At 41.3% G+C, this 14070-nt stretch carries 13 protein-coding genes; 3 read left to right on the top strand and 10 right to left on the bottom strand.

The features are described from left to right. Nucleotides 1-669: 669 nt before the first annotated feature. The 3 genes from MKY86_RS02215 to MKY86_RS02205 all read left to right on the top strand — a co-directional run bounded on the left by MKY86_RS02215 (nt 670) and on the right by MKY86_RS02205 (nt 4430). Nucleotides 670-753, top strand: a complete 84-nt coding sequence (locus MKY86_RS02215) for a putative holin-like toxin (protein WP_219214875.1) — start codon at nt 670-672, stop codon at nt 751-753. A gap of 385 nt (nt 754-1138) precedes the next feature. Next, the gene (locus tag MKY86_RS02210; protein WP_076080327.1) at nt 1139-1537 is read left to right on the top strand and encodes a (deoxy)nucleoside triphosphate pyrophosphohydrolase; all 399 of its coding nucleotides are present in this window, start codon (nt 1139-1141) and stop codon (nt 1535-1537) included. A gap of 1 nt (nt 1538) precedes the next feature. Next, the gene (locus tag MKY86_RS02205; protein ID WP_076080325.1) at nt 1539-4430 is read left to right on the top strand and encodes a DUF3427 domain-containing protein; all 2892 of its coding nucleotides are present in this window, start codon (nt 1539-1541) and stop codon (nt 4428-4430) included. A 61-nt stretch (nt 4431-4491) separates the two neighbouring features. On the opposite strand, the gene MKY86_RS02200 is transcribed toward MKY86_RS02205, so the two are convergent. The 10 genes from MKY86_RS02200 to MKY86_RS02155 form a co-directional block, all read right to left on the bottom strand. After that, on the bottom strand, nt 4492-5514 hold the full coding sequence (locus tag MKY86_RS02200; protein ID WP_083685334.1) for a restriction endonuclease: 1023 nt from the start codon (nt 5512-5514) through the stop codon (nt 4492-4494). Nucleotides 5515-5544: 30 nt separating this feature from the next. Beyond that, a complete protein-coding gene (locus MKY86_RS02195; RefSeq protein WP_076080321.1) occupies nt 5545-6237 on the bottom strand; it encodes a nuclease-related domain-containing protein in 693 nt (230 codons plus the stop codon). A 142-nt stretch (nt 6238-6379) separates the two neighbouring features. Then, nucleotides 6380-6667 carry a hypothetical protein gene (locus MKY86_RS02190; protein WP_083685331.1) on the bottom strand — a complete coding sequence of 96 codons (288 nt, stop codon included), beginning with the start codon at nt 6665-6667 and terminating at the stop codon, nt 6380-6382. 565 nt (nt 6668-7232) lie between these two features. Continuing rightward, entirely contained in the window at nt 7233-7442 is a 210-nt protein-coding gene (locus MKY86_RS02185) for a hypothetical protein (protein ID WP_340825923.1), read from the bottom strand. 302 nt (nt 7443-7744) lie between these two features. After that, complete coding sequence (locus tag MKY86_RS02180) at nt 7745-8872, bottom strand: hypothetical protein (protein ID WP_076080319.1); 1128 nt, start codon at nt 8870-8872, stop codon at nt 7745-7747. A 671-nt stretch (nt 8873-9543) separates the two neighbouring features. Next, a complete protein-coding gene (locus tag MKY86_RS02175; protein WP_076080317.1) occupies nt 9544-10521 on the bottom strand; it encodes a DUF2075 domain-containing protein in 978 nt (325 codons plus the stop codon). A gap of 23 nt (nt 10522-10544) precedes the next feature. Further along, nucleotides 10545-10826 carry a sigma factor gene (locus MKY86_RS02170; protein ID WP_076080315.1) on the bottom strand — a complete coding sequence of 94 codons (282 nt, stop codon included), beginning with the start codon at nt 10824-10826 and terminating at the stop codon, nt 10545-10547. A 210-nt stretch (nt 10827-11036) separates the two neighbouring features. After that, nucleotides 11037-11813: a hypothetical protein gene (locus MKY86_RS02165; protein WP_076080313.1), complete on the bottom strand. Its 777-nt coding sequence runs from the start codon at nt 11811-11813 to the stop codon at nt 11037-11039. A gap of 30 nt (nt 11814-11843) precedes the next feature. Further along, nucleotides 11844-13085 (bottom strand): S1 family peptidase, encoded by a 1242-nt coding sequence (locus MKY86_RS02160; RefSeq protein ID WP_340825912.1) that lies wholly within the window; start codon nt 13083-13085, stop codon nt 11844-11846. Nucleotides 13086-13364: 279 nt separating this feature from the next. Beyond that, entirely contained in the window at nt 13365-13982 is a 618-nt protein-coding gene (locus MKY86_RS02155; protein WP_076080309.1) for a type 1 glutamine amidotransferase family protein, read from the bottom strand. Between the last annotated feature and the right edge of the window lie 88 nt (nt 13983-14070).

Here is a 14070-nt window from a genome sequence, read left to right as displayed (position 1 = left end):
GTTGCTCTTACCTAAGACGGACCGTACAGGATACCGTAACATACATGCCGGCACTGCGGGATCACCAGAGATCCCCGCCTCGTTACGCCCGCCCGGATAAGAACCGGATGTAGGATGAACGCGCTTGGCGTTACCTTACAGGCTCTATCATCGCTGATATCCAGCGTGGCGAACATGGCGGAAGTATTACGATGGGAGAATAAATTTCCAGAGGGGGATTTTAAGAGGCACAGGAAAAAGCCCAAAAGCAGGTGGGGAGCCTGCTTTTGAGCTTGGGTATGGCGATTGCGTTTGTATATTAAAAATTACTACAAAAAAATAGACCGCCCTCACCAAAGGAATCGGTCTATTCTTTGACTGGTTTACCTCTTGAAGCCACCGCCCTTAAAAGTGGATATTGCCCCGAGAGTCGTGTTAGCAGCACGGCTCTCTTTTTTCATTATACTTTCTTCTGCCTATTGCACCACTCTCTCAAAACTTCTCATTAGCCTGAGCCCACTCCTCCGGCGAGATCCATTGGAAGAGTCTGCGCTGTTCGTATATTCAAATATTTCCATTCATGGTATAATCGCTGAAGCAATAGAAAGGCTTATATGGGCGGTCGGCTAATCTCCCGGAAAAGCTGATGCTTACGAAGTAGCTTTCTGCGAAAGCTTTTAGGTGAAGCCAATGGAGGTTTATCAAGCATTGTCCCTGATGTTCATGTTCGGCATGTTCATTATCGCGCTGCTAAATTACCTCAAAAAGAAATAGACCGCCCTTCTGAAGGGTAGCGGTCTATTCTTTAACTGTCTTACTCATCTGAAGCCGCCGCCCTTAGAAGCGGCTATTGCTCCGAGAGTCGTGTTCGCTGCACGGCTCTCTTTGTATTCTACGTTTTTTCTGCCTTTACTATACCACAAATCATTTCATAAAGTAAAAAAATCTCAGTTCTGTTACAGAAAAAATGTCCAAGCAATCGAAAAGAAGCAACTTACTCCAGTCCCGCAAAATTGTACTGCCTCCATAGGGTATTCTGCCGGTCGGACTCTTCCTTATATGCAGTATGTAAACATTCATGAAAGTATACTAAAATAGTATTATCAATGCAGAATCCATATCTTTCTCATTAAGCTGCATAACCGGAGGGAACTAACTAATGAAAAAACATATCCATGTTGTTGGTGCTGTGATCATTGAAAATGAAAAGATACTTTGTGCACAGCGGGGAGCCAGCAAAGCATTGGCCTACATGTGGGAATTCCCAGGCGGGAAAATTGAGGACGGTGAAACACCACAGTCTGCACTAAAACGAGAAATCGATGAAGAAATGAACTGCACAATCGAAATTGGTGAAGCAATCGAGACCACTGTGTACGAATATGACTTTGGTTTTGTTCATCTCACTACTTTTTATTGTAATCTATTAAAAGGTACACCAACCTTAACTGAACATGTTGCCATACAATGGTTAGCTGCTAATGAATTGATGTCTTTAGAATGGGCGCCTGCCGATATTCCTGCTGTAAAAAAAATTCAAGAAGCACTGGGGAAATGAAATGGACAATCCCCTTCTACATTTAAACAGTTCATTAAGCTGGGCTTTTATTGACCATCAACAGGATTCGCCAGATAAATATAAGCCAAAACTGTTAGTCAATAATAAGGACACTAATGATTATGTTCTTACGCCTTTGTTAGAGGAACTAGACCGTTGTTCCTCTTTCATTATTTCTGTTGCCTTTATTACGGAGAGTGGCTTAGCCACCCTTAAGTCGCATTTAGCTGATCTGAAATCAAGAGGGATTAGTGGTAAAATCCTAACCTCCAATTATCTAAACTTTAACAAACCAAAAATATATAGAGAGTTGTTAAAAATAACGAATGTAGAAGTTCGGTTGACCGATTTAAGTGGTTTTCATGCTAAAGGTTACGTTTTTCAACATGAAGATCATTCAACAATCATTATGGGAAGCTCTAATTTGACTGCCGCTGCATTAAAAGCCAACTATGAATGGAATGTGAAATTAACCTCATTTAAACATGGGGGCCTTCTTGGGCAGTTCCATAGTGAGTTTGAAAAAGTATGGCTTAATGCTGTTCTACTTACCGATAGATGGATCGAATTATATCAAATCCTTTATGAAGAGGTTCAAAAGGTTACTCGTAATGATCGACTAGCAGCGCCCTTAACTCCTGAAATGTTTCCTCAAACTGCATCTGCTTTAGTCTCACCTAATAGAATGCAGGAGAACGCTCTACAAAATCTAAAAGAGTTGCGCTCAACTGGAGCAGTAAAAGGACTTATTATTTCAGCTACTGGGACAGGAAAAACCTATCTCTCTGCATTTGACGTGAAGAACTTTGCTCCAAGTAGAATGCTATTTGTAGTACACCGAGAACAAATTTTGCATAAAGCTTTGGCCGATTATCAGCGAATTCTAGGCGGTACGGACAGTGATTTTGGTATTTTATCTGGAAACAGTAAAGAAACAGAGGCCAAGTACCTCTTTGCTACAATTCAAACCATCTCTCAGGACTCCTCATTAAGTAATTTTAATCCTGAGGCGTTTGATTATATTTTGATTGACGAGGTTCATAAAGCCGGAGCACGTTCCTACCTTAAAGTTATCGAATATTTCAAACCTAAGTTCCTACTGGGCATGACAGCAACTCCAGAACGCACTGATGAATTTAATATATATGAACTATTCGACTACAACATTGCTTACGAAATCCGCCTTCAAGAAGCTTTGGAAGAAGATATGTTGTGTCCATTTCACTATTTTGGCGTTACTGACTTTGAATACAATGGCCAAATCGTTGATGATACCACTCTATTCTCCCAGTTAGTCACAGATGAAAGAGTATCTTATTTAATTGAAAAGATTGAATATTACGGTTACTCAGGGGAAGCCATAAAGGGCTTAATCTTTTGTAGTCGCAGAGAAGAAGCTATCGAGCTGTCTAACATTCTAAATATGAACGGTTATCGTACAGTAGCTTTGACTGGGAGTGATAGTCAAGAAACACGGGAGCGCTGTGTAACTGATCTTGAATCAGGTGACCTAGACTATATTTTAACTGTAGATATTTTCAACGAAGGGATAGATATCCCTTGTATTAACCAAGTTGTGATGCTTCGTCAAACTCAGTCCAGTATAGTGTTTGTTCAGCAGCTAGGACGTGGCTTACGTAAGCATCCTAATAAAGAGTTCGTCACGATTATCGACTTTATTGGTAACTACAAAAATAATTATTTGATTCCTGTAGCCCTGTCTGGAGACAAGACTCAAAACAAGGATAATATTCGTCGTCATATGAAGGACACCAGTTATATTAAGGGCATCTCAACCATTAACTTCGAAGAAATTGCCCTTCAACAAATTTATCGCTCGATTAGTAATAGCAATCTAACAGCACTCAAGATTCTTAAAGAATCTTACTCTCAACTTAAAAATCGCCTTAATCGAATACCCAAACTAATGGATTTCATTGAAGCGAACTCAATTGATCCGCTTATATTCACTGATGAGCATTCAAGCTATTATCACTTTCTACAAAAGATTAAAGAAAATATTCCCATCTTATCAGAGCACGAGAAAAGTTATATAGCGATGCTATCGGAAGAGATTCTAAATGGAAAACGCAGGCATGAAATTATATTAATAAACTTACTTCTCTCTGGAGATAGTGTTACTCCGATCGAGTATATGAATGCCCTTATAGATGATGGATGCCCAGCAGATTCCAGAACTATTGATTCTGTCACTCGTGTACTCAACCTATCTTTTTTCACTGAACCTACAAGAAAAAAATATGGAGAAACAGCTGTAGTGCAATTTGATCCATCTCAAAATTATGTTTTCCACCCAATGTTGGCTAATTCGCTAAAGAATAACATGTATTTTAGAGAAATGGTCATTGATATTATTCAGACTGCATTTCATAAAAATGAACAGTACGATTGTAGCGAACCCTTAACTTTATACAAGAAGTATTCCAGAAAAGATTCTTGTAAACTTTTGAATTGGAGTAATGATGAGGGCTCAACTATTTATGGCTATAAAACAAAACATCAGACTTGCCCAATCTTTGTGACCTATCACAAACAGGATGAAATCGAAGCAAGTACGAAATATCAAGAAAACTTCATCAACGCAGAGGTACTAACGTGGTCAACTAGAAGTAGACGAACACTTGAATCAGAGGAGGTTAAAACGATTCTTGAGGCAGACCGCTTAAAGATCGACCTTCATGTTTTCGTTAAAAAAGATGATGCCGAAGGAACCGAATTCTACTACTTAGGTAAAGCACATCCCGATCAATCGAGCGCTGTACAAGCATCTATGCTGGACAAGAATAATGAGTCTATATCGGTAGTGCATATGAATCTGCTATTAGAGAATGCTGTTGAGAGTAAGTTGTACGGGTATTTGACTAAATCTTAGAATGTATCAATAACTAAGGATGTGGATACACCACATCCTTAGTTATCTAAAAACCCCAAACTTATAACGGCCAATATATCTTCCTTAACGGTATTAACGTCCGTGTCTCTGAATCAAATTGATCATAATATTGCGTTACTAACTCCGCTAGTAGATCCAAGTCTATTAACGATAAAGGGATATTTGATCGTTCTGCTTCATATTTGGCTTCTTTGGTAAATCCACCAGTAGATACATAAATCCCCCGATCCCCTATTCTTAATCCTCCGGTAAAACTACGTATGTGACTAGATCCCATACTGCCTGAACGGTGCTTTACTTCCACTATAATTCTGGGTTCTTCAAGCCCTAGACCATCTGGAGATGCAAAAATGTCTCTTCCTCGATCCGGCCCTTTAGGAGAGATTCGCGTCTTGTACCCCATTCCTCGGAGTACGCCTGCCACGAGTTCCTGCATTTGCTCCCAGTCTAACTTAGCAATCTTATCCTTAATAAACTCGTTGGACTTCTCAATGACATCGTCCTTGATAATCTCTAATTCTTCAGCCTCCTCCTCTGTCTCAGCTTTCACAGGCTCTTTTATTTGATCCGATGAATTAATAACTGACTGACCAGCTGCCATTTGCTTGAGCAATTCCTTCTGAACTTCATTGGGTATAGCAATAATAGTCATAATAGAACCAAGCGTATTCCGAGCACTGGCTGACAAAACATCTCTAGATACCGTCCCCTCCCAATTTACTCTGCGAATTTGCGGCTTATCCGTAATATAATCAGGTTTATATTCATAATTTGAAACAACTCTTCCTATGTAATAAAGACGCTCTTCCGGATGATAAGTGATTACAAGATCATCTATTTTAAAATCACTCACAAACCGAAAAATCTGGCCAGCAGTTATATTGATCTTACCTTCTTTGTATTCAGGATACGCTAACTTCAAAAGCCTCTTCACTTCTGCCAAAGTCTTCACTGTACTGACATTCCCCAATTGAGCCCAACCTATCGCGATCGCTTGCTTTTCTTTGAATTCGTCGATAAGGTATGCTTTCTCCCCCGCTCTTACAAGCCACATATTCCCCATAGTTAACACCCCTCTATAAAAGTAATGATTTCAATAATTTTTGCTCCCTTTTATTCTCTGTACATGAAGTTTACGAATCTCGACATCGTTGATATTAGCCTGAACTAGATGATCATAAATAGTTTGGATCTGTGCCGCAGAAATAGGTGGCTCAGAGGTTCCTGCCTTCAAGCTGATTAGCTTCCTAGAGATAAATTCGCTTAATTCCACATCATAGACAACCAGTTCGTCCGATTGAATCTTCCGAAGTTCCGGGTCAATGCTGAACCTACATCTCATCGTGAATGAAATCATAGAGATGTATTTTAATGCGGCCACATCTTTCAGCAGACTCTCAATGGCCTTGATATGCCCATAGTTCTGCTTCAGCGGATTATACATCTTGTACCGGTTACTCACAGACCATTGCTGATCCGTCCGCCCACCTTTAATTTCTCCATTGTAGTTTTTCGTCTCAATAACAAATATACAATATGGGGAAATGACGACATGATCAATCTGAGCGTAGCCCGTTCGAGACTTGGGATTAGGAAGCAGCAGATCGCTTAAGAATTTGCAATCCTTAGGTAACTGGTCAAGCTGAATGTTAATTTTATGCTCGCCTAGATCACCAATTCTGGTAGGCGCAACCTTTGGCTTTGGTCTTGAAGCTTGTGACTTGTGTGCAGAATGTGAAGGCTTAGAATCTGATTTTCGGAAGAGTGCCCTTAGGGCTTCAAACATAACCCAACCTCATATCCTCTAGATTTACAATATGTATGGTAATTCGACAATATGGGAAGGATTCCCTTCCAATAATGAGCATAAGAAAAGGACTGTCGCGTGAACAGCCCAATCAAGAGTAAGCTTATGTTTTTATCTTTTCTTATTCAGAGAGAACAGAAGGAGTATTAAAGGAATGTGCAAGCTGCATTCCATCCTTGAGCCCCTGAAGGTATAGACGCTCATAAATAACGGATTGCTTTATTGAAAGCTTATCCTCCCATTTTTCAAATTCTGGCTTATGCACAATATCCATAGAGGCAAACAACGTTTGAAAGGCTTTGCGTTCTTCATCAAAAGCTTGTCTAGGCTCAGATTCATGTTCAATTAATGCGCTTACCTCAACCAATCGATCTTGAATTGTTTCTATAAACCATATTGGAAAATTCACTAGTTCTCCTCCAAGATAGAAGTTTAACGACACTCATGTGAATCTCAGTCTTTTCTTGATCCATCTGATTAATAAGTTCGTCCACCCTACAACCCTGAGCTAGAAGTGCCCCAATGGAACTTTTTGGAATTCCTTGCTAATGTAATCGTTGCTCGATTTCATTTAGGTTGCATTTCTCTTCCTCATATAATATCTGTATCCAATATTTCATTAGACTCTCCTTTCTATAAAAGTAATGTCTGTAGAAGATGTACAGAATTCTATTGGTTATTAACCACAGTGTACACGAGGTAGGTATTATTTTAGTTCGGATCTCGAATTAAAATAATATATTATGAGTCGACACCCAAATAAAGCGTCGCTAATGACCTTGGGGTGACAAAAACATCATTGGGAGTTGTATCGATACGAAAAGCTAAATAAATGAAGCAGAAGGATTTCCTTGCCCAGTTACAGATCTTTTGATTGGACATTAACCCGACCAGTTTATCAAGACTGTAAGGTCAACATAGGCTTGTACAGGATTATGAGGTGGTGGCTGTTGCGAAGGCGCTGGAGGTCTCAGTTAGGGATTTGTTGGGGAATGTGTCAACCTAGTTCTAGTGAAATCATTATCTTGTAGTGGAAATACTTGTGCTTTATCTTGTAATCTTCTAAAAGAAGAAGAATATATAATTCGGTCATAATCCTTATCAAATTCATTTCTATATGGGGTACTTTGACTTTCAGATTTTCTTTCCCTTGATCCATTTAATAAATTTTCCCAATTTAACATTTTAAGATCCCCTTTTTTTATTCTACTATGTAAAGTTTAAACCTCTGAAAAACTGTCTATCTTACTTCTTTTGTAGGTAGACAGATGATCTCCCTATTTTAACAAATTGACTTTGAAAAATCTGATATTGTTAAGGAATTTCTTCTGTTATCACAGAAATAATTATTAATCACACCATATTATACATTATCATCAATGACTTCACTGTTAAATAAATTTTGTCCTACTTAAAGTACGGTTGCACCGGACTGCCTATAACGGCAAGTTAAGAGAGCCCTGAAGATCAGGACTCTCTTAAAATATCAATCATTCTTTTGCATGAATGACCAGAACATACTCTCAATTGCTAGCTTCTTCTGCTCGTCTTCCACAGGAACTTCATTTAACCGTCCAAAAAATTGAAGCAAATTATACGTATTACTCGAAAGAACCTCACTATATTTTTCCTTGTTTTTTTTGAAAGCTCTATCACCTATAATATCAATAAGTTCTCTTCTTACGCGATATATAAGTAAATCGTTAACTTGCTGGGTTTTCATTAACTTGATAACTTCCACAGCATTTTCGACATGCTCTGGAAGTTTAGCAAGTTCCAACATTTTCGAAATAATAGAACCGATTTCTTTTCCAAAGTGACGGATTCTAATAACTTTATCCAATACAATTGGAACGGATGTTCCGTCTTCATTCTCAATATGGCATGTCGGAAGGAGTTCGACAGCGTGTATTTTAGCTTCTGAGTTTCTCACTGTAAAGCCATAAGAGACAGTACCAACACCAGGAATTTGAAAGACTTCTTCTGAAGTAAACTTCAGTGTCATCCTCGAATGTCTGATGTCCTGAGATGTCAAATCGAATCTAAACCCAAGCTTATCTAAAGCCCAAACTGTACAGTATAGTAGAATGTGGTTATCAATTTGCTGATACATCTCAGGTGATGCAAAACATCGAGCAATTCTTTTCCCATTTTCTACAACAGTTCGCAGCAAAACCTCTTTCTCAGCAAACTTTCCCTTGAACCAATAGTCAAAATTATGTTCCAACAGGAGGAAATGTTCATCAGGTTCTTTCAATAAAAAACTGGCATACTTCCCCATACTGCATTCGGAAAACAACTGGGAAATAGCTTCAGACGTTGTAATGAAGGTGTCCTCAATACCTTTAACTCCCAGAAGTATCTGAGCTTCCTTGTCAGCATCTTTCTCAGTACCAATTAATTCAAGATCTCCTAGCTTGATAACATAATCCTGCTTTGTCCAAGTAGTTTTTGGAATTAAAAGATTAACTGGAGTAACAAGACCTGCAATATTAATTGTATCCCTACTTGCTGCAAATGCCTCTCCGCCAACCTGTTCAAAAACTTTTTGGTCAATATCAGTACCTCGGTCCAACAACTCAATAATCTCATTTTTCCTCAAATAGCTATTCAAAATACCAATCCTTCCTGATTTTTATATTTTGGGACAGGAAGAAATCCACTATTTACCCCCTAACTTTTTGCCATTCTAACAAAACCCGTTTCTCTCTTCCGAACGAAAGGCGAACATAAAATGAACATTTCATAATATCATTGCCTAGTATGACTCATATCTGTTAATATGAACTCATCGTGAAAGAAAACGGATCGTTGCATTAATTAATTAGACTCAATGTCCCCACATTTAGAGTCCTACAGAATATTCATCGGAAAGCTACTGTCCCACTATTATTGTATATTTCGCTATACTCCAAGTCAAAAAGACTAATGTCGCTATAAGGCGATTTTAGTCTTTTTTCGTCCGGATTCCCTTGAAAATGACACAAATATACATGTTATCTCTTTGAACCTTGTTAGCACTCCGTTTTATTAAGCGCTATCAAGGTTCATAATATTTTTACAGAATCACTCATGTACATTATCAAAGCACAAAAAGATATTATTGTTCTAATGGATATCCTATATATTAATGAAACGCCATTCACCTATTTAACCAACAATTCCAATATAGAGCTTGATTTTTCTAACCACAAAGACAGTATAATTCCCTTTGACCAGTGTGAACTCAAAATTGATCTTCACTAGGGAACGATTTAAATAACGTAAGCTTCACCGGGGTGAACCTCACCCCAAACCCACCACCACCCCCTGCAAAACCAATCGCCTCTGCAAGTACGCCTTCAGATAAGGATCAACACAGTAGATATAACACCCCTTCGTCCCCCGGGTCATTAGGGTCCGGTAGGTGTTACGGATAATCTGATCGGCCATGCGTAGGGCCTCGTCCTTGTCTTTTTTGTACAAGGTCTTGAAGCCTGACAGGGACTTATCCGTCTTCGCACGTTTGAACGGGTCGGTTATGATACGGTTATTTTCATAGCGCATATCTTCGCCGATGATCACTCCGACATAGTCGAACTCCAGGCCCTGTGAGGTGTGGATGCAGCCCACTTGTTCAATGGAATCAGGGTCGATTGCCCAAGTGGTGGTGTTGCTCAGGTTCCAGCTCATGAAGAATTGATACTGCTCTAATTGAATGTCATGAACGCCTGGATTGTTCTTGCCGTCGGTCTTCCAATCCCAGCAGTAGCCGGCGAGCATTCGGGCCTTATTATTGATCTGATTCTTGCTGAAGATCTCGTCCCGCAGCTCATTTGGGTCATCGTAGAGCCGGATGTCATACTCGAAGTCGAAGCCGTCTGCATTCGCCGTCTCCCGAATTTCGAGCACATCATCCAGCCATGCCAAATATCCGTCCGAGCCATTGCACCGGAATTGGGAGGCCAATGTCATCTCTGTAATTTCCGCATCCATCAGCTCCGCATAGTGTCTAATCTGCTCCTTGCTGCCTACATCGTGCATGGCAATCTTCTGATATTCATCGATGAAGAATACCGAGAACCGGGAAGCACGGATGATCTCCATCGTCTGATTGATCCCTTTATTTTTGAACAGACCGGACTTCTCATTTAAGCGGTGTGCCTCGTCCACAATCAGGCAATCGAATTCATTGGGCAATGCATCATAATATACACCTGAGCCCTTGAACAGGTTATCAATGACCACTTTCTTCACGTTTTTCTGGAGCTTCTTCATATACACAGAACGCGGGGCGCTATTCTTGGTTACATATTGGCAGACGAGTCCGCTACATCGTTCTTCAAGCCGGTATAGACCTTCCTGGAACGGCGGGTGCGCCTTCGGATATGGTCATAACAATAATGCTTAATGGTGTTGACGACATAAGAGGTAACCTTGCAGCCGCTTAAGGAGCGCAATAGAGATGTTTTGGGGATCAGCTTTATAAAAGCTTCCTGAATCAGATCATCAATGACTTCTTGATCCTTAATAATATTAAATGCTTTCTTTCTCATTAAAGGATAGTGGTTCTCATATAAATTCTTCATGAATGTTCTATCATCATCGGGTTCACAAGCCTTTAGAACGCGAAGTGAAATTTGTAACCCCTCCCCATATAATCCATATTAATTCCATTTTTAATTAATTATACCCTTTTTCCTGGTGACTCGGGCTCGTGAATAATAGGCTGGTGCAGAAAAAAAGAACGCCACGGCGTTCTCTTAATCATTCAGTATCACGTAGCTTCTAATGTCTCTCTATCTTCGTTTTCGGGCAAACCATGAACTTGGACTTAACAGGACAATGGTGATCACCACCACCGCCCCAAGCAACATGATATTCCAGCGGTCAAAGGTCCGGTAGAACAAATCCGGTGAGAGGTACGCTCCATTCTGATACAGTACGTCGTCAATATACCGTGCAAAGGTATGCTTCCCCTGGTCCAGGGTCCAATGTTGCTGACGTACAGCAGCACGAAATGGCTTGTTTGCTCTAATCGCTGAATCCAATACAGCCTCTAAGCTGTCCATTTGCACATAGTAATACTTCTCGCTCAATGCAGGATTTGCATCCTCTGCCGTCTTGAACGGCCGGACATACCGCCACCCCTTCTCATAGGTAGGATAGCTGGTATACCCATACCCTAACTCATAGAATGAAGATCCCTGAGATTTTGGCGGAATGGCCTCAATGATTGTTCCCTTGGGAATTTCTAAGGCAACCGCCGTTGCCCCGCCTGGAATCTCAGTATAATACTGCAGAGACACAGGCGCTTCTATACGATGTGTTAATGAATATTCAGGCTCTCCAGATATGCCGGGAAAATAGGAGCTATACGCACTCAGATCCATTTGCTCCAGCGGAATGCCTTGTACATAGGGGCTGGCCGTTGCCGCAGCTGAGAAGTCTTTGCGTAACTGGTGATTGTAAACCCACGCAGACCCTGTCCGGTAGACAACAACGCAAATGAGGATAATGACCGTCAACACGGCGCACCACCACAAGAATGGTCTAGAGACTGAGGGAACAGACATGTCATTATCCTCCTTATGGGTACAGTTGAACTAATTCACCTTGACGGTGAAGCCGGCATGCTCCGCATAATAAATCGGGGTGGAATACATAATCTTAGCAGGCCCGCTCGTCGGATTGCTTCTGGCCGTTACAATGCCATGTAACTTGTTCGCACTTCCATCCTTCATATACACCGGTCCGCCGCTGTCTCCCCCGGCAACGGCATCGGTACCAGATGAGTTCTGCATCAGAGACTGATACAGGCCATTCACGTAATAGGTATTAAACAGGCCATCGGAGTAGATCACGTTTATGCTCGCTTGTGTCACAGTCCCCCAAGAATATCCGGTCGTTGCTCCGTATTTATAGATCGTGGTTCCCACAGGGACCGACGAATAGGTGCCGGTAATGGACACACTTCCATACACTTTGTTCGTCGCCGTATCGCTTCCGGTTAACTTCACCATCGCAAAATCGCCCAGTGAATCTACGCCAGTCGCACCGTTTGTTCTATTCGCACGCTGATAACTTACCTGTCCTGTCCGTGTTCCCGAATACTGAATATAAGGATATCTTGTAGATAAGAAGCCCACCTTCTCATTGCTATGTCCAGCTGTCAGAATGGCATTACTGCCGCCATAGGTACCGCCAATGCCGACACTTAACCCGGCACCGTTATCTTCATTGGTAATTCGATCCCCGCCCCATAATTGGGCCGTACTCGTATTAGGTGTTCCCGGCTCGATCCGGACAGGCAAGCTCTCCGTTGTCTTCTGGAGGGTCTGGGGCTGCTCGTTCATAAGCTTATTGTAATCCTCTTCGATGACTGAAACATAGAACTGGTTAGCCTTCCGGTCCACACCGTAGCTACCGATGCTATAATTCTGCTCCTCCAGCTGTGTAACGACTTGATCTAGACTATTCAAATAATTCAGTGAGTATGAAGCGCTTTCAAATATAACATGATCACTATCTTGTGCACGTTTCATATACTCTTCTTTCAGCTCTTCAGAAGGATCTACTAACATAATAACCAGTTTGTCGCCGCTGACATATTCCCCTGCATAATGTTCAGGATAAATGGGGGTGCCTAGCTCATCTTTATTGAAACTATCCCAGAGATTCTGATAGGCTTGAAGGGCCGGTTCTTGCAATTCCATCGCTTGTATAATGGCCTTCGGTACAGTATGTGTTAAGTCTGCATTTCGGTCAGGATTAGAAGCAGCTACACTCAGCGGAATCATTAGAAATACGAGCATGAGGCATAAAAAATAACGAATGTTCTTTTTCAACAAACTCATCCTCTCTTCATAAGTATCCAGCAGGTCTCACCTAAAGCTCCTATACGTCGTCTTTATCTACAAGTAAAGTCCTATAATTCCTCCCTTCGATATAGAAATAGCGTTAATAGTCGAAATGACTCATGCTGTCTATCAATATAAGACGCATAACTCGACTAAATGTAACACTTTTTTGAATAATTTAACTTTTTAGACATTAGTATCTTTGGAATCCCCCAGACCAACAGAAATACCCTCTCCGTGAAGAGAGGGTAACCTTATTAACTGCTCTTATCCCATCAACGCATAGTAATACTTCGCTTCCTGTGTCTTATACAGACCATACCAAGCCTCTAATTTTTGTGGAGTCATTACGTCCAGAGCTTTCAAGACATGGACCGTGAAATCCAGCGGGGCGATGCCGGTTGCTGTGATCAGCTTGCTGTCCGTTACAGCAGGCTGGTTCTGGTAGAACTCTTCGCCGGTGTACGTGGGACAGATCATTTTGAGGTACTCCAGGTCATTGCTTGTATGCGGGCGTGCATTCATCAGGCCGGCCTGGGCCAGTCCCATGGTGGCTCCGCAGATGGCTGCCACTAATATATCCTCCTGTATACATCTCTCAGCGAGCCCAAGAATCGGCTTGTGGATGGCTTCGGTCCATGTCTCACCGCCGGGCAGGATCAAGGCATCTCCGCTTACCAAGCTGCACTCATCTACCGTGATGTCAGGCATGATTTTCAGTCCGCCCATGGTAGTGATCAGTGTCTTCTCATTGGCTACGGTAACTATTGTAGATGGAGCTTGTCCCTCCTTGTAACACCTTCCCGAGTTCAGTTCAGCCGTTAGATACCCTATCTCCCAGTCTGCCATGGTGTCTAACACATATAGATATACTGTATGCTTCATGTGTAGCTCCTCTCTCTATGACTATCTCTATAATAAAACAACTTCACTGACAACTGCTGTCAGTGAAGCTATGTAAGCTGAACATATT

Origin of the sequence: Paenibacillus sp. FSL R7-0333 (assembly GCF_038000365.1) — a bacterium.
GTDB classification, from domain to species: domain Bacteria; phylum Bacillota; class Bacilli; order Paenibacillales; family Paenibacillaceae; genus Paenibacillus_AQ; species Paenibacillus_AQ silagei.
Note: the sequence above shows the minus strand (reverse complement) of the source record. Positions and strands in the feature narration are given on the sequence as shown.